Raw genomic sequence first — 20,785 nt, 5'->3', positions numbered from 1 at the left:
CGCGGACGTCCGGGCGGGCCCGGAGGCCGACGCCGCCGGGGAGGCCGGCCCCGAGGTCGGTCTTCCGCCCGTCGGCTGCGCCGTCGGTCCCCGTCACGGCGGAGCCGGCAGGGGCGGGAGGACGCGTTCGCCCGGTGCCCCGCGTCCCGGTCACCGCGTGCCGGGTGTCAGGCCTCCGCCGTGACCGGGGGTGACCACGGCCGGCCCTCCATGAGGTTGCCCAGGCCCGCCCAGGCGAAGTTCATCAGGGTGGCCGCCGCCTGCCGGGCCGTGGTGCCCGGGGTGGCGTTGGCCCAGGCGGCGAGGGACTCGGCGGCGCCGACCAGGGCCTCGGCGAGGCCGGCGACCTCGCGCTCGGGGAGGTCGGGGTCGCGGTGCGCCTCCCGGGCCGCGACGACGATGAGCTGGGTGACGAGCGCGACGATCTCCTCGCGCATCGCGGTCACCTCGGCCGCGAACGGTTCACGGGTGCGGGCCTGCAGGTGCAGCACCGCCCAGCCGTCCGGGTTGCGCGCGGTGTGCGTGAAGAACGCGCCGAGCCCCTCCCAGAGCTGGCGGTCGGCGGGCAGATCGGGCCGGACGCCGGCCCGCACCGCCGCCACGAGGGCTGTCGCCTCCCGCCGGATGCAGGCGGTGAACAGGTCTTCCTTCGAGTTCAGGTACAGATAGACCAACGGCTTGGAGACACCCGCCAGTTCGGCGATCTCGTCCATCGACGCGGCCATGTACCCCCGCTGCCCGAAGGTCCGCACGGCGGCGTCCAGCATCTGCTGCTCACGGACCGCCCGCGGCATGCGCTTGGTCTTCACGGCACCCATGGGGAGAAGGGTAATTGGGCGGCCGTTCGCGCAGACCCCGCTTGCCGTACGACTTCGGGGCGCGACCCGGGCGACCGGTGCGGGCCCGTTCGGACCCGGGCCCGGCCTAGGAGGTCTGGCCCTGCGCCCGTGCCGCGTCGTCCGCGCCGTCCTCCTGGCTGCGGTTGGCCTCCAGGTTGGCCTTGGCCCGGTCGACCCGCTGGACGATCTGGACGGAGGCCCGGTCGCGCTCCTTGCGCAGGACCACGAAGCTGATCGGGGCCGAGATCACCAGGGACAGCAGGACGACCCACATGCCGTTGGACGCGCCCAGGCCGCGCGGGACGATGCCGGAGTAGACCAGGCCCCAGACGACCACGAGGCAGCCCGCGAAGATCCCGAGGCGCATCAGCGTGTAGCGGAGCATGTCAATCCACTCTTCCGGTTCCAAACAGGGGCACCGTCCAGTGAAGCACGCCGGAGGGGCGATCTTCGAGCGGGGTCAGGTGAGCGGCAGCAGCATGAAGACGTCGTCGCGGTCGTCGCCCGGGGCGACCCGGATCGCGCCGGGCACCCGCCCGACCTCCTTGTAGCCGCAGGAGCCGTAGAACCGCTCCAGTCCGTTGCCGCCGCGGCAGGTCAGCCGGATCGCGTCGATGCCGCCGAAGCCGCGGGCCGCGTCCCCGGCGGCGGCCAGGAGGTCGCGGCCGTAGCCCCGGCCCTGGTGGCGGGGGTGCACCATCACCGTGTAGAGCCACACCCAGTGCCGCATCAGCCGGTGGGTGTTGAAGGAGAAGAAGGCGGTCGCCGCGACCTCGCCCGCCCCGTCGTGGCCGACCAGCAGCCGGGTCCGGCCCTCGGCCATGGCGACGAAGTGCTTCACGAGCTCCGGGCGTATGTCGTCCGCCGTGACGGGCGGCACGAAGCCGACCGAGCCGCCCGCGTTCGAGACGTCCGCCCACAGCTGGAGGATCCCGTCGCGCAGCGCGGGAGTGACGGCGGGGTCAAGAGTGAAGGTAAGGGACACCGGGCCATGGTACGCATTACCTAAAGCAGGCGTGCCGCCACTCCGAGATCCGAGACGAACCCCCGGTACGCCGTCTCCCGGTCGTCCGCCCGCAGCACGGACGAGGGGTGCACGGTCGGCACCAGCCGCTCCGCGCGCCCGTGGATCTCCTCCTCCAGGACCGTGCCGCGCACCTGCGTGACCCGGAACGACGAGCCCAGCAGCGCCTTCCCCGCGGTCGCCCCCAGCACCACGACCAGCTCGGGTTCGACGACCGCCAGCTCGGCGGCGAGCCACGGCCCGCAGGCCGCCGCCTCGCGGAGCGTGGGGGCCTTGTGGATACGGCGCTTGCGCGGCTCGGTCCGGGTGAACTTGAAGTGCTTGACCGCGTTGGTGACGTACGCGTCCCGCGGATCGATGCCGGCTTCCTCCAGGGCGCGGTCGAGGAGCTTGCCGGCCGGGCCGACGAAGGGCCTGCCCTGGCGGTCCTCCTGGTCACCGGGCTGCTCGCCGACGAGCATCACGCGCGCGTGCGCGTCGCCCTCGCCGAAGACGGTCCGGGTGGCGTCCCGGTGCAGCGGACAGCCCCGGCACTCCGCGGCGGCCCTGCGCAGCGCCCGGAGGCCGCCGCGGGCCGGCAGGAAGGGCTCCGCGGTGTAGGCGTCCTCGGGCGCGGTGGCAGGGGGGTTCACATCCGCCGGGTACCCCGCGCCCGGAACGGCTCACACCCGCATCGGCTGCGGGGTCTCCCGGCGCTCCGGGTCCGGGCCGTCGTACTCGCGGATGATCTCGTAGCGGGTGTTGCGTTCCACCGGGCGGAAGCCGGCGTCGCGGATCAGGTCGAGGAGGTCCTCGCGGGTCAGCTTGTTGGGAGTGCCGTAGTTGTCGGCGTCGTGCGTGATCTTGTACTCGACGACCGAGCCGTCCATGTCGTCGGCGCCGTGCTGGAGGGCCAGCTGCGCGGTCTGGACGCCGTGCATGACCCAGAAGACCTTCACGTGCGGGACGTTGTCGAAGAGCAGACGGGAGACCGCGAAGGTCTTCAGGGCCTCGGCACCGGTGGCCATCTGGGTGCGGGCCTGGAGGCGGTTGCGGACCTTGCCGTCCTTCATGTCGACGAAGTCGTGCTGGTAGCGCAGCGGGATGAAGACCTGGAAGCCGCCGGTCTCGTCCTGGAGCTCACGCAGCCGCAGCACGTGGTCCACGCGGTGGCGGGGCTCCTCGATGTGGCCGTAGAGCATGGTGCACGGGGTCTTCAGGCCCTTCTCGTGCGCCAGGCGGTGGATGCGCGACCAGTCCTCCCAGTGGGTGCGGTGGTCGACGATGTGCTGCCGCACCTCCCAGTCGAAGATCTCGGCGCCACCGCCGGTGAGCGACTCCAGGCCGGCGTCGATCAGCTCGTCCAGGATCTCGCTCGCGCTCAGCCCGGAGATCGTCTCGAAGTGGTGGATCTCGGTCGCCGTGAACGCCTTCAGGGAGACGTCCGGCAGGGCGGCCTTCAGTTCCCGCAGCGAGCGCGGGTAGTAGCGCCACGGCAGGTTGGGGTGCAGGCCGTTGACGATGTGCAGCTCGGTGAGGTTGTCGCCCTCCATCGCCTTGGCGAGCTTCACCGCCTCCTCGATGCGCATCGTGTACGCGTCCTTCTCGCCCGGCTTGCGCTGGAAGGAGCAGTAGGCGCAGGAGGCCGTGCACACGTTGGTCATGTTGAGGTGGCGGTTGACGTTGAAGTGGACGACGTCGCCGTTCTTCCGCGTCCGCACCTCGTGCGCGAGGCCGCCGAGCCAGGCCAGGTCGTCCGACTCGTACAGCGCGACGCCGTCCTCACGGGTCAGCCGTTCACCGACCCTGACCTTCTCCTCCAGCTCGCGCTTGAGCCCGACGTCCATGCCCACACCTTTCTACGACGACACCGACAACCGTACGTCCCGGCCCTCAGACCTCTTCGGGCAGCTCCCCGACCCGGTTCTCCCACTTGGTGGAGAGCACGATGGTGGTACGGGTGCGGGAGACGCCCTTGGTGCCCGACAGCCGCCGGATGATCTTCTCCAGGCCGTCCACGTCCGCCGCCCGCACCTTGAGCATGTAGGAGTCGTCGCCCGCGATGAACCAGCAGTCCTCGATCTCGGAGAGGTCCTTCAGGCGCTGGGCCACGTCCTCGTGGTCGGTGGCGTCGGACAGCGAGATGCCGATGAGCGCGGTGACGCCGAGGCCGAGCGAGGCGGCGTCGACGGTGGCGCGGTAGCCGGTGATGACGCCGGCCGCCTCCAGCCGGTTGATGCGGTCGGTGACACTGGGTCCCGACAGGCCGACGAGGCGTCCCAGCTCCGCGTAGGAGGCCCGGCCGTTCTCCCTCAGGGCCTGGATGAGCTGCCTGTCCACCGCGTCCATGCGATCGAAGCCTTCCGCTGAAGAGTTCCTGAAGTGATGAGAGGTGCTGGGGGTGCTGCGACTCGCGCTGCTCGCTTGCTCGCTCTACTCGCCCGCCCCGCGGTGCAGCTCGCCCTTCCAGCGCCGGTACAGGCCGTGCCCGACGCCCGCCGCGTCCAGCACCCGTCCGGCGACGAAGTCCACGAGGTCCTGGATGTGGGTGGCCCCCGCGTAGAAGCCAGGTGAGGCCGGCACCACGCTGGCGCCGGCGTCGTCCAGCGCCACGAGGTGGCGCAGGGTCTGGCCGTTGAGGGGGGTCTCCCGGACGGCCACGACCAGGGGGCGGCGTTCCTTGAGGGTGACGCTCGCCGCCCGCTGCAGCAGGTCCTTGGACAGCCCGAGCGCGACACCCGCGACACAGGCCGTGGAGGCGGGCACGATCAGCATGCCCCTGGTGCGGTACGACCCGGAGGACGGTCCGGCCGCGAGGTCGCCCGCGTTCCAGTACCGCACGTCCGAGAGGTCGGTCTCGAAGGTGCCGGGCTTGCCGTCGGCGCCCCGGGTCAGCCATTCCCGCAGGTCGTCCCGCCAGTGCGCGTCCCGGAACGAGATGCCGGTCTCGTCCAGCAGTGTCAGCCTCGAGGCCCGCGACACGACGAGGTCCACGCTCTCGCCGGCGTCGAGGAGCGCGCGCAGCACCGACGCGGCATAGGGCGTGCCGGAGGCGCCGGAGACCCCTACGATCCAAGGCGTACGCGGCGTCTCTCCTGGCTTGACTGGGTTCACGACACCGAGCCTATCCGGCGTCGCGGGGTGGGAACCGGCCAAGGGGCCCGGTCGTTCCCCGGAGGGGACGGGCGAACAGTGGGGGATGCCATGCCGGGTACCGAGCTCGAGTGGTCGCGCACCGGCCGCGCGAAGGCCGCGGCCAAGCTGATGGTGGGCTGGGTCGCGCTGCTGTGGCTGCTGGAGGTGGCCGACGTGCTCAGCGGCCACGCGCTGGACGGGCTGGGCATCGTGCCCCGGCAGCCTTCGGAGCTGGTCGACGTCGTCCCCGCCGCGTTCATCCACTTCGGTTTCGCCCATGTCGCCGCCAACAGCGTGCCGCTGCTGGTCATGGGGTTCCTCGCGGCCCTGGGCGGGCTGCGCCGGTTCGCCGCCGTCTGTCTGGCGATCATCGTGGCCGACGGACTCGGCGTGTGGCTCATAGCCCCGGCGCACACCAACACCGCCGGCGCCTCCGGCCTCATCTTCGGCCTCTTCGGCTTCCTGCTGGTCAGCGGCTTCGTGGAGCGCCGCCCGCTCGGTGTCCTGGCCGGCCTGCTGGTCGGGGCGGTCTGGGGCGGCTCGATCCTGTTCGGTCTGTCCCCGCTGCAGACCGGCGTCAGCTGGCAGGCCCATCTGATCGGCCTGGCGGCGGGCGTGGCGGCGGCGTTCTGGTTCGGACGGCGGCCGGCGAAGGCCCCGGCGCTTCAGGGCTGAGGGCGCGCGGGGCCGGTCCGGGCCGGCCGAGCGGGGTTCCTCCGTCTCCCCCGACGCCCCCACATCCTGCGCGGAGGCCGCGAGGCCCGTGAGGCCGCCGAGGCGGACTGAGACCCTCGCGGCCACGCCTACACGGTCAGCCCGCGCACCAGCAGGTCCAGCAGCGCGCACACGAACAGGGCGATCCCGATGAACCCGTTGACCTGGAAGAACGCCCGGTTGAGGCGGGAGAGGTCGTGCGGGCGGACGATGTGGTGCTCGTAGACGAAGGCGCCCGCGACGATCATCAGGCCGATCCAGAAGAAGGCGCCGGCGTCCGTCGCCACCGCGTAGGCGACGAGCAGCGCCATGACCGCCGTGTGGCAGACGCGGGCGCCCCAGATGGCGGCCGGGATGCCGAAGCGGGCCGGGACCGACATGACACCGATCCGGCGGTCGGTCTCCACGTCCTGGCAGGCGTAGATCAGGTCGAAGCCGCCGATCCAGACGCCGACGGCGAGGCCCAGGACCGTCGCGTCCCAGGACCACTCCCCGCTGATCGCGAGCCAGCCGCCGATCGGGCCCATGGCCTGGGCGATACCGAGGATGGCCTGCGGGAAGTTGGTGAACCGCTTGCCGTAGGGGTAGACCACCATCGGGATCACCGCGATGGGGGCCAGGGCGAAGCAGAGGGGGTTGAGCAGGGCCGCCGAGCCCAGGAAGACCACGACCGCGATCAGCGCGCCCGTCCAGGCGTGCCTGACCGACATCGCGCCGGTCACCAGCTCGCGGTGCGCCGTCCGCGGATTGCGGGCGTCGATCTCGCGGTCGATGATCCGGTTGACGGCCATCGCGAAGGTGCGCAGGCCCACCATGCAGATGGTGACCAGGAGCAGCCGCCCCCAGTGGATGTTCCGGTCCCACTCGAACATCGCCGTGAGGGCGGCGATGTAGGCGAAGGGCAGGGCGAACACCGAGTGCTCGATCATCACCAGCCGCAGGAACGCCTTGGTGCGTCCTGGCTGCGGGATCGCGGCGGAGGCGCTGCTCACAGACCGTACTCCTTCCATCGGCGGTCGACCTTCGCCGCCGTCTGAGGGTCGGACAGGACCATGTCGGGCCAGCCGCCGTCGCGCGTGTAGCCTTCTTCGGGCCACTTCCTCGTCGCGTCGATCCCGGCCTTCCCTCCCCAGAACTGCTGGTAGGAGGCGTGGTCGAGATGGTCTACGGGGCCTTCGACGACGCTGAGATCACGGGCGTAGTCCGTGTTGCCGAGGGCGCGCCAGGCGACCTCGTGCAGGTCGTGGACGTCGCAGTCGGAGTCCACCACCACGATCAGCTTCGTCAGGGACATCATGTGTGCCCCCCAGACAGCGTGCATCACCTTCTGGGCGTGCTTGGGGTATTTCTTGTCGATGGAGACGATCGCGCAGTTGTGGAAGCCGCCGGCTTCCGGCAGGTGGTAGTCCACGATGTCCGGCACGATGATCTTCAGCAGCGGGAGGAAGAACCGCTCGGTCGCACGCCCCAGCGGTCCGTCCTCGGTCGGAGGGCGGCCTACGACGATCGACTGAAGCAGCGGCCGCCTGCGCATCGTCACGCAGTCGATCGTGAGGGCGGGGAAGGGTTCCTGCGGGGTGTAGAAGCCGGTGTGGTCGCCGAAGGGGCCCTCGGGGCGCATCTCCCCCGGCTCCAGCCAGCCCTCGATCACCACCTCGGCCTGGGCCGGCACCTGCAGCGGCACCGTCCTGCAGTCGACCATCTCGATCCGCCTGCCCGCGAGGAACCCGGCGAAGAGGTACTCGTCGATGTCGCCGGGCAGGGGGGCCGTGGAGGCGTACGTCACCGCGGGCGGGCAGCCGAAGGCGATCGCGACCGGCAGCCGCTCGCCCCTGCGCGCCGCCACCTGGTAGTGGTTGCGGCTGTCCTTGTGGATCTGCCAGTGCATGCCGATGGTGCGCCGGTCGTGGCGCTGGAGGCGGTACAGCCCGAGGTTGCGGACGCCGGTCTCGGGGTCCTTGGTGTGGGTGAGGCCGAGGTTGAAGAAGGAGCCGCCGTCCTTCGGCCAGGTGAACAGCGCGGGCAGGGCGTCGAGGTCGACGTCGTCACCGGTCAGGACCACCTCCTGCACGGGGGCGTCCTTCACCTTCTTCGGCGGGACGTGCGTCATCGCGCCGAGCTTGCCGAAGGCCTCGCGCACGCCGACGAAGCCGTGCGGCAGCTCGGGGCGCAGCAGTCCGCCGATCTTGTCGGAGATCTCTCCGTACGACTTCAGGCCGAGTGCCTTCAGCAGCCGCCGGTCGGTGCCGAAGACGTTCATCGCGAGGGGCATGGACGAGCCCTTCACGTTCTCGAAGAGCAGCGCGGGGCCGCCCGCCTTCTGCACCCGGTCGACGATCTCCCCGACCTCCAGGTACGGATCGACCTCGGCCTTGACGCGCTTGAGGTCGCCCTCGCGTTCCAGTGCCCTGAGCAGGGAGCGAAGATCGTCGTAAGCCATGCGTCCCAGTATCTGCCACCCGCTAACCTGACCCCGTCACCGGGGCCGGACAGCGCCCCGCCACCGTCTGTTGGGGGATCGCGCCGCCATGCTCAGGTATCTGCCGTTCCTGCTGGTCCTGGCACTGTGGATCTTCGCTTTCATCGACTGCCTGAACACTCCCGAGGAGCAGGTGCGCGGGCTGCCCAAGGTCGTCTGGGTCCTCATCATCCTGTTCTTCGGCGAGGTGCTGGTCGGTCCGATCGCCTGGCTCGTGGCGGGCAAGGTCCGCAACGCCCCGGCGAACGGCGCCACGCCCTCCGAGTGGCACCGCAACCACCGCACGCCGTTCGTCGCGCCCGACGACAACCCCGAGTTCCTGAAGTCGCTGCGCGAGGAGAACAAGAAGGACGAGTCCCTCCTCAAGAGCTGGGAGGCGGACCTGCGCCGCCGCGAGGAGGAGCTGCGCCGCCGGGAGCAGGGGAACCGGGACGCGGATTGACATGCTCCTCGCCTTGAAAGGCGAGGATTCTGGCCGCGGACGAACCCCGCCCGTCCGGGCGGGCTTCACGTACGGCGAAGGCGTTCAGGCGGTCGTCTCGTCCCGCAGCACCAGCTCCAGCAGCCCCGGGAAACGGGCGTCGAACTCCGCGCGGCGCAGCCGGTTGACCCGTCTGGCCCCCTCGTCGCGCTGCTCCACCAGTCCGGCGCCGCGCAGTACCGCGAAGTGGTGGCTGAGGGCCGCTTTGCCGACCGGCACGTCGAAGCTGCCACAGCTGCGCGTCCAGTCGCCCGAACCCGCCAGCTCCCGCACCAGGGTCAGACGTACGGGATCGGCGAGGGCGGCGAGGGCCGCGAGCACGGGGACCTCGTCGGGGTGCGTGTGGCCGGGGGCGGCCCGATGACCGGTGGTGCGCTGCGCCACGTCCTGCCCCTTGCCACGTTCCCGCTTGCCGAGTGTTCGATGAAAACCATACACTCGCGACTGTTCGCTTTCCATCGAACACTCGTGAGGAGTGCTGTCGTGCGCGCGGTCGAGTTCCAGGAGTACGGCGGACCCGAGGTGCTGAAGGTCGTGGAGGCGCGGGTGCCCGAGCCGGGCCCCGGCCAGGTGAGCGTCGACGTGGCGTACACCGGCCTGAACTTCGCCGACCTCAAGGCGCGCCAGGAGGGCTACCGCGTGCCGCGGCTGCCGTTCGTACCCGGCCTGGAGGCGTCGGGCCGGATCCGTGCGCTCGGCGAGGGGGTCACCGGACTGTCCGTCGGACAGGAGGTGACGGCCCTGACGGAAGGCGGCGCCTACGCGGACGTGGTGCTCGCGCACGCCTCGACCGTCTTCCCGGTCCCGGCCGGCGTCGGCCTGCGCACGGCGGCGACCCTGCCCACCGTGCTGCCGACGGCGTACGCCCTCGTCCATCGCGTCGGCCGCCTCCAGCCCGGCGAGACGGTGCTCGTGCAGGGCGCGGCGGGCGGCGTCGGCACCGCGGTCGGGCAGCTGGCGAAGGCGGCGGGCGCCGGTGCCGTGTACGGAGTCGTGTCGGGCGGGGCGAAGGCGGACTACGCGCGCGAGCAGGGATACGACGAGGTGTTCGTCGGCGGGTTCACGGAGGAGGTGCGGGCGGCCACCGGCGGCCGCGGCGTGGACCTCGCGCTGGACCCCGTGGGCGGCGAGACCTTCCGCGGCAGTCTCGCCTCGCTCGCGCTCTTCGGACGCCTGGTCTCCTTCGGCAACGCCAGCTCGGCGCCGGCCTGGACCGTCGGGCAGCCGGAGCTGTACCCGACCGGCGTCTCGGTGGGCGGCTTCTCCATCCTGACCCTCGCGAAGACGGCCCCCGGCGAGCTGCGCGCCCTCGCCGAGCGGGCCTTCGCCAAGGCCCTGGACGGCACCGTGTCCCTGCCGGTCACCGCCGAGTTCGGCCTGGCGGAGGCGGCGGAGGCGCACCGGCTGATGGGCACGCGCGCCAGCACGGGCAAGCTGCTGCTCAGGGTCGGCGGCCGGTAGCGGCTCAGCCCTCGGGACCGGCCTCCAGCCAGGTCAGCTGGAGGTCGTCGAGGAGCGACTGCACCGATCGGCCCGAGGCGTGCGCGTTGATCTCCACCTGGACCGTCGCCCAGCACGCGAGGCTCATGGCGAGCACCCGCAGACCGTCCGTGCCGTACCGGCCCAGGATGTCGTCGACGCATTCCAGGGCCTCCTGGGCGACGCGTTCGGCGGGGTGGGTGCCGACCGCACGGCGCAGCAGGTCGATGGAGAGACGGGAGACCTCCGGAGCGATGGCGGACAGATGCCGGTCTTCTTCTTCGTCCACGCCTTCACACATTAGGGGACGGAGTCGAACTCGTACGGATTCCGCCATGAATCCGCCGTTTGGTGAAGATCCGGCAACGGGCGGCGGAACCGGAGCGGGCCGGTCCGCACCCTCCGCGGCCTTCCGGCGGCGAAGCCGCTGGACATCCGGCGGGGAATTTTGACACGGTGAGGCGCACCGGCCCGTATTCGAACGCGTGGTCGACGATGCCGAAAGGGAGGCTGCGTGTCCCTCGCCTTCTACGCGTCCCAGAGCACCTTCTCCGACCCCGGTGAACTGGCGCCCCGCTACGCCGGTCTGCCGCGCGACCCGGCCCGGCTCGCCCGCATCACCCGCGACCTGCTCATCCACCGCCTGGAGGACGGGATCTTCGGCCACACCCATCCGGTCGACCGCCTGCACCACGACGCCGAGACGCGCTACGTCGACGACATCGTGCGCATCCTCGTCTCGCGCGACGACGCCCCGCTCGGCCGACGGCGCGAGCCGGCCGACCGGTTCGTCGGGACCTGCCGGGACTTCGCGCTGCTGCACTGCTCGTTCCTGCGCCACGTGGGCGTCCCCGCCCGCACCCGCAACGGCTTCGCCGACTACTTCGGCTCCGGCGGCTTCCACGTCGACCACGTCGTCACCGAGTACTGGGACGAGGAGCGGGGCTGGCTGCTCGCCGACGCCGAACTCGCCGATCCCTTCATCAGCGGCCACTGGGAGGTGGACTTCGACCCGATGGACGTCCCGCGCGACCGGTTCCTCGTCGCCGGGGAGGCATGGCGGGCGATCCGGGAGGAGGGCGCGGACCCGGAGACCTTCGGACTGCACCCTCCGGATCAGGGACCGTTCTGGGGCGAGTGGTTCGTCTCCGGCAACATCCGGCTCGACCTGGCCGCGCTGAACAAGGTGGAGACGCTGCTGTGGGACGTCTGGGGCGACACCGAGGGCGAACCCGGCACGCCGCTGCCCGAGCCGAAGCGCCTCTTCTACGACCGCGTCGCCCCCGTCGTCAGCGGTGCCGTCTCCTTCGAGGCGGTACGGAAGCTGTTCACCGAGGACGACGTCCTGCGCACCCCGGAGACGGTGACCTGCTACGCGCCCTTCGACGGGCCGAGCCGGGTGACTCTGCGCTGAACCCCGTCTTCCGTCTGCGCTGAACCCCGTCTTCCGTCGGTCGGCCGGTGTTGCCCGAGTGCCCCGGCCGCTCGACAGTGGGAGACATGGATCACGCACAGGCACGCACCTGGCTCGCCACCGCCGTGGAGGAGGCCCGCGCCGGGCTCGCGGAGGGCGGCATCCCGATCGGCGCCGCGCTCTACGGCGCCGACGGCACCCTCCTCGGCCGCGGGCACAACCGGCGCGTCCAGGACGGCGATCCCTCGATGCACGCGGAGACGGCGGCGTTCCGCGCGGCGGGACGGCAGCGGTCGTACCGCGGGACGACCTTGGTCACCACTCTCTCGCCGTGCTGGTACTGCTCCGGTCTGGTCCGCCAGTTCGGCATCTCGCGGGTCGTGGTCGGCGATGCGGTGACCTTCCACGGCGGGCACGACTGGCTGGCGGAACACGGCGTGGAGATCGTGCTGCTCGACGACCCCGGGTGCGCCGCGATGATGCGCGACTTCATCGCGGCAGAACCGGCACTGTGGAACGAGGACATCGGTGAGTGAGCACTTCCTGCGGCGGGTGTTCCGGTCACGGTGGGCCGAGCGTGTCGAGCAGCCGCTCGAAGCGGGCCCGCCAGCGCGGCTCCGTCTCCCCCTCGCCCCGGAACTCGTGGGTGAAGCGGAGGGCCGTGCCGTCCTCGCCGTCGCGTTCGAGGTGGAAGCGGATCCGGCCGCCGTCACCCAGGGTGTACTCGGCGATCCGGTCCACGTCCCAGGCGGTGACCTGTCCGCTGCCGAGGTCACGCAGGGTGACCGAGCCGTCGAGCCGGGGTTCGAGGACCTCGGCGGCGGTGAACCACTCGGCGAGCCCCTCCGGGGTCGCCACCGCCGCCCAGGCCTCCTCCATGGGCCGGGGGATCCGCACCAGGAAGTGCAGGATGTGCGTGCTTCCGTGGGTCAGGCTGGTGGCCTGTTCGATGGAACCGGTCATGACACCAGCGTGGCCCGGGGGACGGCGTCGCGCACGTGCCCCGGGCCACCTCGGCGGTCTGCGGCGCCTACACGCCCGCGTAGGAGTGCTTGCCGGAGACGAAGATGTTGACGCCGTAGTAGTTGAACAGCCAGCAGCCGAAGGCGATCAGGGCCAGGTAGGCGGCCTTGCGGCCCTTCCAGCCGGCGGTGGCGCGGGCGTGCAGGTAGCCGGCGTAGGCGACCCAGGTGATGAACGCCCAGGTCTCCTTCGGGTCCCAGCCCCAGTAGCGGCCCCAGGCCGACTCGGCCCAGATGGCGCCCGCGATGATCGTGAACGTCCACAGCGGGAAGACGGCCGCGTTGAGGCGGTAGGCGAACTTGTCCAGGGACGAGGACGCGGGCAGGCGCTCCAGGAAGGACGTCGCGAAGCGGCCGGGCGTGCCGCCGCTCTCCAGCTTGGTCTCGTAGGAGTCCTTGAAGAGGTAGAGCAGCGTGCCCGCCGCGCCCACGTAGAACACCGCGCCGCACAGGATGGCGGTGGAGACGTGGATGTAGAGCCAGTACGAGTGGAGGGCGGGAACCAACTGGTCGCTGGCGGTGTACAAGACAGTGACGGCGATGCCGAGATCGAGGAGGACCGTCGTGACCAGGAACAGGCCGAGCCAGCGGACGTTCTTCTTCAGCGCCAGCAGCACGAGATACACGGCGACGGCGACCGTGGAGAAGGTGATGTTGAACTCGTACATGTTGCCCCACGGCGCCCGCTGCACCGAGGCCGCGCGGGCGATCACACCGCAGAGGTGGACGAGGAAGGCGAGCACCGTGAGGGAGATGGCGATACGCCCGTAGAGGTCGCCCTGCTCGTCCCCGCCGTGCGCTCCGGGCCCGTCGGGCACATCCCGGGAGCCGGCCGAGGACCGTACGACGACCTTGGGCCGCTCCAGCACGGCCGTGCCTCCGCCGGCCGCCTTCACGGTGACGGCCGGCGCCTGCCCGGCCTTCCCGCTCGTGGTCAGCGCGGCCGCGGTGCGGGCGACCTTGCTGCGGCTGCCGAAGAGCCATTCGGCGATGTAGGCGAAGAAGGCCAGGGTGTAGACGGCCATCGCGGAGTAGATCAGCGTGTTGCTGATGTTCGCGAGGTGTTCGTTGGCGGCCGTGGCCAACTCGGTTCCGGCGGCGAGAGTCACTCGGTCTCAGCCCCTTCAGCAGGTACGGCTTGGGGTTCGGGGGTGGTATCGGCTTGATCTGGGGAGTCGTCGGGCTCGGGTGCGCCCGGCGCCTGGTCATAGAGGATCCCGGCGAGGTCGCCGAGTTCCTCGGCCACCTTGGCGGACTCGCTGCGGCCGAGCCCGGCCATCTCGACGACCGTCACGCCGTCGGCGCCCGCGACCGCCCGCACCCAGACGCGGCGGCGCTGGATGAACAGGGAGCCTGCGAGGCCGAAGATGGCGACGAGCGCACCGCCGAGCGCCCAGCCGGTGCCGGGCTGCTGGACGATCTGGAAGTTCGCCCACTCCTTGGTGCCCTCGTAGGTGACCGAGCCCGCGCCGTCGGGGAGCTTCAAGGTCTGTCCCGGCTTCAGGTTGTCCCTGAGCTGGGCGCCCTTGGCGTCCTTGAAGCCCTTCATGTGCGACTTGTCGAGCTGGTACACGCTCTGCGGGATACCGGAGTCGACACCGAGGTCACCGTGGTACGGCTCCAGGTTCAGCACGGGGTTGTTCAGCGCGGGGAAGGTGGACGCCGTCTCGCTGCCCGGGGTGTAGGTGGGCAGGAGGAAGGCGCGGATGCCCAGCTGTTCGCTGACGCCCTTGGCGTTCTTGTAGCCGTCCATGACCTTGACCACGCCGGTGGAGGTGACGTTGGAGTCGAGCGGGAGGAGGGGGACGGCGTCGTGGTAGACGACCTTGCCCTTGCCGTCGCGGACGGTGATGAGGGGGGCGTAGCCGTGGGCCGTGAGGTAGACGTTGGCGTCGCCGACCTGCAGCGGCTCGTTGACCTTGACGAGGTCCTTGTGCTCCTTGCCGTAGGCGCCCTTGCTGTAGGTGATGGCCGCCTGGAAGGTGCGCGGGGTGGCCTTGTTGGGCCCGCTGGTCTCGTAGGTGCCGGTGAACTTGTTCAGGGTGAAGCTGAACGGCACCAGGTCGCCGGGGGTGAAGAGGTTGCCGGACTTGAAGTCGTCGTAGGAGAGGAGCGTGTTGGAGAAGCCGTCGCCCTCCACGACCAGCTTGTTGCCCTCGGACTTGAACAGCTGGCCCCAGGCGAAGGCGACCAGCAGCACGATCAGCGCGATGTGGAAGGCGAGGTTGCCGACCTCCCGCAGATAGCCCTTCTCGGCGGCTACGGCGTCACCGGCGCGATGGGCGCGGAAGCGGCGCTTGCTGAGCAGGGTGAGCGCGGCCTCACGCACCTGCTCGGGCCCGGCCTCCGTCCGCCAGGTCGTGTACGCCGGCAGCCGGGTCAGCCGCCTGGGCGCGCCCGGCGGGCGGCCGCGCAGCTGGCCGATGAACTGATGGGTGCGCGGGACGATGCAGCCGATGAGGGAGACGAACAGCAGGATGTAGATCGCGGAGAACCACACCGAGCTGTAGACGTGGAACAGGCCGAGACGGTCGTAGACCGGCGCGAGGAAGGTGTGGGCCTTGCGGAAGTCGGCGACCTTGGTCTCGTCGGTGCCGGTCTGCGGGATCAGCGATCCGGGGATCGCGCCGAGCGAGAGGAGCAGGAGCAGCAGCAGCGCGACCCGCATGGAGGTGAGCTGCCGCCAGAACCAGCGGGCCCAGCCGACCGCGCCCATGGAGGGCAGGTTCGGCAGGTCCTCCTTGGGGGCGGTGGAGAGCTGGGAGCCGGCGGCGCCGAGGTCGTCGTCGGCACGCTCGGGGGTCGTACCGGAGGCGGTCTTTGGAGTGGTGCTCATCGAGTCAGATCCCCACAGTGAAGCCGGCGGACCAGGACTGCATGTCCTGCACGATTTGGTCCCAGGCGCCGGTGACCAGGAGCAGACCGGTCACGATCATCATCGTGCCGCCGATCCGCATCACCCACACGTAGTGGCGCTTGACCCAGCCGAAGGCGCCGAGCGCCTTGCGGAAGGCGACCGCGGCGAGCACGAAGGGCACGCCGAGGCCGAGGCAGTAGGCGACGGTCAGTATGGCCCCGCGGCCCGCGCTGGACTGCTGCGAGGACAGGGCCAGCACCGAGGCGAGGGTGGGTCCGATGCACGGCGTCCAGCCGATGCCGAACAGCGCGCCCAGGAGGGGGGCACCCGCCAGTCCGGCCACGGGCCGCTTGTGGAAGCGGAACTCACGCTGGCTCATCCAGGGCATCAGGCCCATGAAGAACACGCCCATGACGATCATGAGCGCGCCCAGCGCCTTGGACAGGATCCCCTTGTTGTTCTGGAGGGTGTCGCCGAAGTAACCGAACAGGGCCCCGCTGGAGACGAAGACGGCGGTGAATCCCAGGACGAAGAGCGAGGCGCCCACGACCATCCGCCCACGCCGGGCCTCGGCCAGATCGGTGCCGGTGACGCCGGTCACGTAGGAGAGGTATCCGGGCACCAGCGGCAGGACGCACGGGGAGAAGAAGGAGACGAGGCCGCCGAGCAGCGCGATGGGGAGGGCGACCAGCAGGGCCCCGTTGAGCACCGTGCCGTTGTAGCCCGTGGCGGCGAGCGTGGTGACTGAGGTCACGTCACTTCTCCGCGAGGACCGGGGCGATCATCTTGCGCAGTTTCTCCTCGCTGAGCGGTGCCAGCGAACGCGCGGCGATCTTCCCCTCCCGGTCCAGGACGAGCGTGGAGGGGATGGTCTGCAGGTTGAGCGTGCCCTTCTTGAAGCGGAGCATCAGCTTGCCGGTCGGGTCGTAGAGACTGGGATAGCTGACACCCTGCCGCTTCTCGAAGGCCACGGCGTTCTGGACACTGGTGTCACGGGTGTTGATTCCGACGAACCGCACACCCTTCGCCTTGAGGTCCTGGTACACCTTCTCGAAGTTCGGTGCCTCGGCGCGGCAGGGGGCGCACCAGGAGCCCCACACGTTGACGACGACCACCTTGCCCTTGTAGTCGCGCACATCGAGCCGCCCGCCGTCGACCGTCTTGCCGGAGAGGTCGGGAGCCGCGTCGCGTTCCCCCTTCTTGACGGTGGAGATGCCGTCCTTGCCCATGACGAAGTTGGTGTCGCCTCCGCCACCGGACGTGCCTCCGGAGGAGCAGGCGGACATCAGCAGTGCGACGACCGCGCCACCGGCGGTGGTCAGGACGGCTCGGCGACGTGCGCGGTTCGGACGCATGGGGGCACGACTGGCGGCACTCATGTGAAAAGTTTCGCATGTCCGTTCCGGGGATCTTGGGCGCCCCCCTCGCAGGGGGAATACCCGCCTCTCAGGCGGCCTGCCCGGTCGCCGAGGAGGAGGACGACGGGGCGTCCCGCAGGAACGACTTCCACCCGCCGGCCGGTGTCTGTCCGACGTCGAGCGTGCGCAGCTTGTCGAGCACCTCCGGCCGCTGGACGTCCATCCAGTCGGTGAACTGCCGGAAGGAGACCAGGCGCACGTCCGCTCCCTTCTCCTTCTCCCGCGCGATGTGCTTGAAGGCCTGCTCGACGGCGTCCATGTAGATGCCGCCGTTCCACTGCTCGAAGTGGTTGCCGATGAAGAAAGGTGCCCGATTGGTTCCGTATGCCCGCTTGAAACCTGATATGTAGGAATTCGCGGACTGGGTGCGCCAGGCCGGGTAGTTGTGGGCGGGCGCGTTCGTCGAGTTCACCGACTGGTTGGCGAGCATGTTGTAGTCCATCGAGAGGACCTCGAAGCTGTGGCCGGGGAACGGGATCTGCTGCAGCGGCAGGTCCCAGATGCCCCGCTTCTTGCCGGGCCAGATCTGGCGGCCGCCGGGCGAGGAGGCGTCGTAGCGCCAGCCGAGCGCCTTGGCGGTGGGCAGCAGGTTGTCCTGGCCGAGCAGGCAGGGGGTACGGCTGCCGACGAGTTCCTTGTCGTAGTCGAAGGGGAGCGAGGGCAGGTCCGTCCACCCCGTGTTGGTGCGCCACTCCTTCACGAAGGACTTGGCCTGCTGGATCTCGCTGCGCCACTGCGCGGGCGTCCAGTTGCCGACGGTGCCGTGACCGGAGCAGAAGTGACCGTTGAAGTGGGTGCCTATCTCGTGGCCCTCGAGCCAGGCGCGGTGGACGTTGGAGAGCGTGGCCTTGATGTGCTCGTCGGTGAGGTAGCCGATGGCGGAGGCGCCGCGCGGGTTGTTCGGCGGGTTGTAGAGGCGCTTCTTGGACTCGGGCAGCAGATACAGCCCGGAGAGGAAGAAGGTCATGGACGCGCCGTGCTCCTTGGCCAGGTCCAGGAAGCGCGGGAAGAGGCCGTTGCCGACCTCGCCGGCCCCGTCCCAGGAGAAGATCACGAACTGGGGCGGGGTCTGGCCCGGCTGCAGCGGCTCGGGCCTGGCGGGCTGGTGGGGCTGCTTGCCGGTGAAGGACGTCGAGCCGTCGCCGATGGGGCGCGCCGGGTGCGCCGTACCGCCGGACTTGCCGCCCGACTTGCCGCCGGACCCGCCGCCGCTGGAACCCGATGCGTGGCTCGATCCGTCTGACGTCCCGAGGGCCCCGCAGGCCGAGAGTGAGGCGGCTGCCGCGGCGCCCGCGCCGAGACCGAGCATTCCCCTGCGAGAGAGCGTGCGCATTCCATCCCCGATTCGTCATGTGCTCCGGTGGTCAACCAGTCAGAGGACACGACGATCGGGAAGGTTCACCGCAAATACATTGATCTCGTAACAAAATCCTACGGACGCGCCGGGCGACCGAAGAGGATCATTCCCTCTCCCCTCAGGCGCCGTAGGCCTTTCCCTGTCCCTTCACCGGCCTGGCGCCGGCGCGCAGATGGGCCGGGACGAGATCGCGGGCCGGCTCGCTGTAGCCCACGGAGACGAGCTTGTCGCCCTGGTAGGTGAAGCTGGTCAGCGAGGCGAGCGTGCACTGCCGCTTGCGCGGGTCGTGCCACAGCCGCCGCTTCTCGACGTACGACCGCACGATCCAGATGGGCAGCTGGTGGCTGACGAGCACCGCCTCGTGCCCGCGCGCGCGGTCCTTGGCGGCGTCCAGCGCCCGCATCATCCGTACGACGATGTCGACGTACGGCTCGCCCCAGGAGGGCTTGAACGGGTTGACCAGGTGCTTCCAGTTGCCGGGCTTGCGCAGCGCGCCGTCGCCGACGCCGAAGGTCTTGCCCTGGAAGACGTTGTCGGCCTCGATCAGCCGCTCGTCGGTGGCGAGGTCGAGCCCGTGCGCCTTGGCGATCGGGGTCGCCGTCTCCTGGGCCCGCTCCAGCGGGGACGCGCAGACGTGGGTGACGTCGCGGGGGGCGAGGTGCTCGGCGACCCGGTCGGCCATCTGCCGCCCGAGCTCGGACAGGTGGTAGCCGGCCAGCCGCCCGTAGAGGACCCCGGCCGGGTTGTCGACCTCGCCGTGCCGCATGACGTGGACGACGGTGATGTCGCCGCCCGCCGTGTCGGTGATCTCACTCATGCCGCTGTGGCCTCCGCCGCCGCTCGGGCCGCCGCCGGGAGGGCGTCGGCGATGCGCTGTACGGCCTGTTCGTCGTGGGCCGTGGACACGAACCAGGACTCGAAGGACGAGGGCGGCAGATAGACGCCCTGCGCCAGCATCGAGTGGAAGAAAGCGGTGAAGCGGAAGGACTCCTGCCGCTTGGCGTCCTCATAGTCGCGGACCTCGCGGTCGGCGAAGAAGACCGAGAACATGTTGGAGGCGTTCTGCACCCGGTGCGCGACGCCTTCCTTGCTCAGCGCCTCGGTGACGAGCGCCCGGATCTGCGCCGAGACGGAGTCGACCGTGGCGTAGGCGGCGTCGTCGAGCAGGCGCAGCTGGGCCAGGCCCGCCGCCGTGGCGACCGGGTTCCCGGAGAGGGTGCCCGCCTGGTAGACGGGTCCGGCGGGCGCGAGGTGCGCCATGATGTCGGCGCGACCGCCGAAGGCCGCGGCCGGGAAGCCGCCGCCCATGACCTTGCCGAAGGTCATGAGGTCGGGCCTGACCCCGTCGACGCCGAACCAGCCCGCGCGGCTGGTGCGGAAGCCGGTCATGACCTCGTCGGAGACGAACAGGGCGCCGTTCTCCGAGCAGGCGTCCTTCAGCCCCTGGTTGAAGCCGGGCCGCGGCGGTACGACGCCCATGTTGCCGGGCGACGCCTCGGTGATCACACAGGCGATCTCGCCGGGGTGCCGGTGGAAAGCCTCGTTGACGGCCTCGAGGTCGTTGTAGGGAAGGACGATCGTGTCCCCGGCCTGGGCCCCGGTGACGCCGGGGGTGTCGGGCAGGGCGAAGGTGGCCACACCGCTGCCCGCCGAGGCCAGCAGTGAGTCGACGTGACCGTGGTAGCACCCGGCGAACTTGATCACCTTCGTGCGCCGGGTGAACCCGCGGGCCAGCCGGATGGCGCTCATGGTCGCCTCGGTCCCGCTGGAGACGAGGCGCACCTGCTCCAGGGGCTCGACCCGCCCGACCATCTCCTCGGCGAGGGCGACCTCGCCCTCACCGGGCGTACCGAAGGACGTGCCGTGCGCGACCGCCGCCTGCACGGCGTCGATCACGGCCGGGTGGGAGTGCCCGAGGATCATCGGACCCCAGGAACACACCAGGTCGACGTAGTCCCGCCCGTCCGCGTCCGTCAGATAGGGCCCCTTGCCGGACACCATGAACCGGGGCGTGCCGCCCACGGCCCGGAAGGCGCGCACCGGGGAGTTCACACCGCCGGGCGTGACGGCCGCGGCCCGGTCGAACAAAGCCTGCGAGACAGGCGCTTCGTATGCATATGGCAGTTCGCTCATGACCTGCGACTTCTCCGACCTTCTCCGAATCGTCGGGCTCCGGGTTGCCAGTGACCTCCTCAGGGTAGGCCAGGGTGTGACCACGGCAGCCGGGCGCCGCCGCTGACCCGGGAGACAGCCGCCCGCCGGCTCGATCTGCGAAACTGAGTGCTGACACACACAGCTCGATGGGCCCTTGCGTACGTATAGGAGTACGAAAGGGTGTACGGAGGCTTCTTCAGAGGCTGCGGAGATCCTGCGGACAGGTGTTTCACCGCACGTTTCGGCGCGCGGCCGTGGGGGAGGTCACTGACACGATGATCGGGTTGCGCGGCGGGGGCCACGCGTCCTAGAAAAGCACTCGGGTGGAGATATGCATCGCGGTGGCGGACTGGGCGAGGGGACTGACGACCTGGGTCCTCGACGTGCCCGGCGGGGAAGGCACCGACGCGAGGCGGAGGAGGCCGAACCCCGG

Annotated in this window: 24 protein-coding genes; 5 read left to right on the top strand and 19 right to left on the bottom strand. The window is 70.5% G+C overall.

Annotated elements, in window-relative coordinates:
* Positions 1-167: 167 nt before the first annotated feature.
* The 7 genes from ACJ9NR_RS22830 to ACJ9NR_RS22800 form a co-directional block, all read right to left on the bottom strand.
* Positions 168-818 (bottom strand): TetR/AcrR family transcriptional regulator, encoded by a 651-nt coding sequence (locus ACJ9NR_RS22830; protein ID WP_412494194.1) that lies wholly within the window; start codon positions 816-818, stop codon positions 168-170.
* Positions 819-924: 106 nt separating this feature from the next.
* Positions 925-1,224 carry a DUF4229 domain-containing protein gene (locus ACJ9NR_RS22825; RefSeq protein WP_412494193.1) on the bottom strand — a complete coding sequence of 100 codons (300 nt, stop codon included), beginning with the start codon at positions 1,222-1,224 and terminating at the stop codon, positions 925-927.
* 75 nt (positions 1,225-1,299) lie between these two features.
* Positions 1,300-1,824: a GNAT family N-acetyltransferase gene (locus ACJ9NR_RS22820; RefSeq protein WP_412494192.1), complete on the bottom strand. Its 525-nt coding sequence runs from the start codon at positions 1,822-1,824 to the stop codon at positions 1,300-1,302.
* A 20-nt stretch (positions 1,825-1,844) separates the two neighbouring features.
* Entirely contained in the window at positions 1,845-2,495 is a 651-nt protein-coding gene (locus ACJ9NR_RS22815) for a UdgX family uracil-DNA binding protein (protein WP_412494191.1), read from the bottom strand.
* 30 nt (positions 2,496-2,525) lie between these two features.
* Positions 2,526-3,689 (bottom strand): aminofutalosine synthase MqnE, encoded by a 1,164-nt coding sequence (mqnE, locus tag ACJ9NR_RS22810; protein ID WP_412494190.1) that lies wholly within the window; start codon positions 3,687-3,689, stop codon positions 2,526-2,528.
* Between the two features lie 46 nt (positions 3,690-3,735).
* Positions 3,736-4,191 (bottom strand): Lrp/AsnC family transcriptional regulator, encoded by a 456-nt coding sequence (locus ACJ9NR_RS22805; protein ID WP_356446292.1) that lies wholly within the window; start codon positions 4,189-4,191, stop codon positions 3,736-3,738.
* A gap of 84 nt (positions 4,192-4,275) precedes the next feature.
* Entirely contained in the window at positions 4,276-4,956 is a 681-nt protein-coding gene (locus tag ACJ9NR_RS22800; protein WP_412494189.1) for a UbiX family flavin prenyltransferase, read from the bottom strand.
* Between the two features lie 90 nt (positions 4,957-5,046).
* Between ACJ9NR_RS22800 and ACJ9NR_RS22795 the strand changes: the two genes are divergently transcribed.
* Positions 5,047-5,652 carry a rhomboid family intramembrane serine protease gene (locus tag ACJ9NR_RS22795; protein WP_412494188.1) on the top strand — a complete coding sequence of 202 codons (606 nt, stop codon included), beginning with the start codon at positions 5,047-5,049 and terminating at the stop codon, positions 5,650-5,652.
* A gap of 128 nt (positions 5,653-5,780) precedes the next feature.
* Here the strand turns inward: ACJ9NR_RS22795 and mqnP are convergent, their stop codons facing one another.
* Complete coding sequence (gene mqnP / locus ACJ9NR_RS22790; RefSeq protein WP_412494187.1) at positions 5,781-6,683, bottom strand: menaquinone biosynthesis prenyltransferase MqnP; 903 nt, start codon at positions 6,681-6,683, stop codon at positions 5,781-5,783.
* Positions 6,680-8,131 carry a menaquinone biosynthesis decarboxylase gene (locus tag ACJ9NR_RS22785; RefSeq protein WP_412494186.1) on the bottom strand — a complete coding sequence of 484 codons (1,452 nt, stop codon included), beginning with the start codon at positions 8,129-8,131 and terminating at the stop codon, positions 6,680-6,682. Before ACJ9NR_RS22785 ends, mqnP begins: the two co-directional genes overlap by 4 nt.
* Before the next feature lie 88 nt (positions 8,132-8,219).
* Between ACJ9NR_RS22785 and ACJ9NR_RS22780 the strand changes: the two genes are divergently transcribed.
* Complete coding sequence (locus ACJ9NR_RS22780) at positions 8,220-8,612, top strand: PLD nuclease N-terminal domain-containing protein (protein WP_412494185.1); 393 nt, start codon at positions 8,220-8,222, stop codon at positions 8,610-8,612.
* Positions 8,613-8,696: 84 nt separating this feature from the next.
* Here the strand turns inward: ACJ9NR_RS22780 and ACJ9NR_RS22775 are convergent, their stop codons facing one another.
* Complete coding sequence (locus ACJ9NR_RS22775; RefSeq protein WP_412494184.1) at positions 8,697-9,035, bottom strand: ArsR/SmtB family transcription factor; 339 nt, start codon at positions 9,033-9,035, stop codon at positions 8,697-8,699.
* 99 nt (positions 9,036-9,134) lie between these two features.
* Here ACJ9NR_RS22775 and ACJ9NR_RS22770 point away from each other — a divergent pair, with 99 nt between their 5' ends.
* Positions 9,135-10,112 carry a quinone oxidoreductase family protein gene (locus tag ACJ9NR_RS22770; RefSeq protein ID WP_412494183.1) on the top strand — a complete coding sequence of 326 codons (978 nt, stop codon included), beginning with the start codon at positions 9,135-9,137 and terminating at the stop codon, positions 10,110-10,112.
* A gap of 4 nt (positions 10,113-10,116) precedes the next feature.
* Here the strand turns inward: ACJ9NR_RS22770 and ACJ9NR_RS22765 are convergent, their stop codons facing one another.
* Complete coding sequence (locus ACJ9NR_RS22765) at positions 10,117-10,419, bottom strand: hypothetical protein (RefSeq protein WP_412494181.1); 303 nt, start codon at positions 10,417-10,419, stop codon at positions 10,117-10,119.
* A gap of 225 nt (positions 10,420-10,644) precedes the next feature.
* Between ACJ9NR_RS22765 and ACJ9NR_RS22760 the strand changes: the two genes are divergently transcribed.
* Together ACJ9NR_RS22760 and ACJ9NR_RS22755 are read left to right on the top strand one after the other, a co-directional pair.
* On the top strand, positions 10,645-11,544 hold the full coding sequence (locus ACJ9NR_RS22760) for a transglutaminase-like domain-containing protein (protein WP_412494180.1): 900 nt from the start codon (positions 10,645-10,647) through the stop codon (positions 11,542-11,544).
* Positions 11,545-11,630: 86 nt separating this feature from the next.
* The gene (locus ACJ9NR_RS22755; RefSeq protein ID WP_412494178.1) at positions 11,631-12,080 is read left to right on the top strand and encodes a nucleoside deaminase; all 450 of its coding nucleotides are present in this window, start codon (positions 11,631-11,633) and stop codon (positions 12,078-12,080) included.
* Positions 12,081-12,105: 25 nt separating this feature from the next.
* Here ACJ9NR_RS22755 and ACJ9NR_RS22750 read toward each other — a convergent pair whose 3' ends face one another.
* From ACJ9NR_RS22750 to hemL, 8 genes are all read right to left on the bottom strand, one after another.
* Complete coding sequence (locus ACJ9NR_RS22750) at positions 12,106-12,507, bottom strand: SRPBCC family protein (RefSeq protein WP_412494177.1); 402 nt, start codon at positions 12,505-12,507, stop codon at positions 12,106-12,108.
* A gap of 67 nt (positions 12,508-12,574) precedes the next feature.
* On the bottom strand, positions 12,575-13,675 hold the full coding sequence (gene ccsB, locus ACJ9NR_RS22745; RefSeq protein ID WP_412494176.1) for a c-type cytochrome biogenesis protein CcsB: 1,101 nt from the start codon (positions 13,673-13,675) through the stop codon (positions 12,575-12,577).
* Positions 13,672-15,402 carry a cytochrome c biogenesis protein ResB gene (gene resB, locus ACJ9NR_RS22740; RefSeq protein WP_412494175.1) on the bottom strand — a complete coding sequence of 577 codons (1,731 nt, stop codon included), beginning with the start codon at positions 15,400-15,402 and terminating at the stop codon, positions 13,672-13,674. The genes ccsB and resB overlap by 4 nt, the downstream gene beginning before the upstream one ends.
* Positions 15,403-15,406: 4 nt before the next feature.
* Positions 15,407-16,177: a cytochrome c biogenesis CcdA family protein gene (locus tag ACJ9NR_RS22735; RefSeq protein ID WP_412494174.1), complete on the bottom strand. Its 771-nt coding sequence runs from the start codon at positions 16,175-16,177 to the stop codon at positions 15,407-15,409.
* A gap of 1 nt (position 16,178) precedes the next feature.
* Positions 16,179-16,802 carry a TlpA family protein disulfide reductase gene (locus ACJ9NR_RS22730; RefSeq protein WP_412494173.1) on the bottom strand — a complete coding sequence of 208 codons (624 nt, stop codon included), beginning with the start codon at positions 16,800-16,802 and terminating at the stop codon, positions 16,179-16,181.
* 67 nt (positions 16,803-16,869) lie between these two features.
* Positions 16,870-18,174 carry a polysaccharide deacetylase family protein gene (locus ACJ9NR_RS22725; RefSeq protein WP_412494172.1) on the bottom strand — a complete coding sequence of 435 codons (1,305 nt, stop codon included), beginning with the start codon at positions 18,172-18,174 and terminating at the stop codon, positions 16,870-16,872.
* Positions 18,175-18,316: 142 nt separating this feature from the next.
* Entirely contained in the window at positions 18,317-19,015 is a 699-nt protein-coding gene (locus ACJ9NR_RS22720) for a histidine phosphatase family protein (RefSeq protein WP_412494171.1), read from the bottom strand.
* Complete coding sequence (gene hemL, locus ACJ9NR_RS22715; protein WP_412494170.1) at positions 19,012-20,331, bottom strand: glutamate-1-semialdehyde 2,1-aminomutase; 1,320 nt, start codon at positions 20,329-20,331, stop codon at positions 19,012-19,014. The genes ACJ9NR_RS22720 and hemL overlap by 4 nt, the downstream gene beginning before the upstream one ends.
* Positions 20,332-20,785 lie beyond the last annotated feature (454 nt).

This window comes from Streptomyces sediminimaris (assembly GCF_047049295.1).
Classification (GTDB): Bacteria; Actinomycetota; Actinomycetes; order Streptomycetales; family Streptomycetaceae; genus Streptomyces; species Streptomyces sediminimaris.
This window is presented reverse-complemented; position numbering and strand designations above follow the sequence as displayed.

Coding starts and splice junctions, on each gene's coding strand:
- ACJ9NR_RS22825 (WP_412494193.1), bottom strand. CDS start 1,224: ATGCTCCGCTACACGCTGATGCGCCTCGGGATCTTCGCGGGCTGCCTC.
- ACJ9NR_RS22750 (WP_412494177.1), bottom strand. CDS start 12,507: ATGACCGGTTCCATCGAACAGGCCACCAGCCTGACCCACGGAAGCACG.
- ACJ9NR_RS22785 (WP_412494186.1), bottom strand. CDS start 8,131: ATGGCTTACGACGATCTTCGCTCCCTGCTCAGGGCACTGGAACGCGAG.
- mqnE (WP_412494190.1), bottom strand. CDS start 3,689: ATGGACGTCGGGCTCAAGCGCGAGCTGGAGGAGAAGGTCAGGGTCGGT.
- ACJ9NR_RS22780 (WP_412494185.1), top strand. CDS start 8,220: ATGCTCAGGTATCTGCCGTTCCTGCTGGTCCTGGCACTGTGGATCTTC.
- ACJ9NR_RS22805 (WP_356446292.1), bottom strand. CDS start 4,191: ATGGACGCGGTGGACAGGCAGCTCATCCAGGCCCTGAGGGAGAACGGC.
- ACJ9NR_RS22795 (WP_412494188.1), top strand. CDS start 5,047: ATGCCGGGTACCGAGCTCGAGTGGTCGCGCACCGGCCGCGCGAAGGCC.
- hemL (WP_412494170.1), bottom strand. CDS start 20,331: ATGAGCGAACTGCCATATGCATACGAAGCGCCTGTCTCGCAGGCTTTG.
- ACJ9NR_RS22720 (WP_412494171.1), bottom strand. CDS start 19,015: ATGAGTGAGATCACCGACACGGCGGGCGGCGACATCACCGTCGTCCAC.
- ACJ9NR_RS22730 (WP_412494173.1), bottom strand. CDS start 16,802: ATGAGTGCCGCCAGTCGTGCCCCCATGCGTCCGAACCGCGCACGTCGC.
- ACJ9NR_RS22755 (WP_412494178.1), top strand. CDS start 11,631: ATGGATCACGCACAGGCACGCACCTGGCTCGCCACCGCCGTGGAGGAG.
- ACJ9NR_RS22725 (WP_412494172.1), bottom strand. CDS start 18,174: ATGCGCACGCTCTCTCGCAGGGGAATGCTCGGTCTCGGCGCGGGCGCC.
- resB (WP_412494175.1), bottom strand. CDS start 15,402: ATGAGCACCACTCCAAAGACCGCCTCCGGTACGACCCCCGAGCGTGCC.
- ACJ9NR_RS22830 (WP_412494194.1), bottom strand. CDS start 818: ATGGGTGCCGTGAAGACCAAGCGCATGCCGCGGGCGGTCCGTGAGCAG.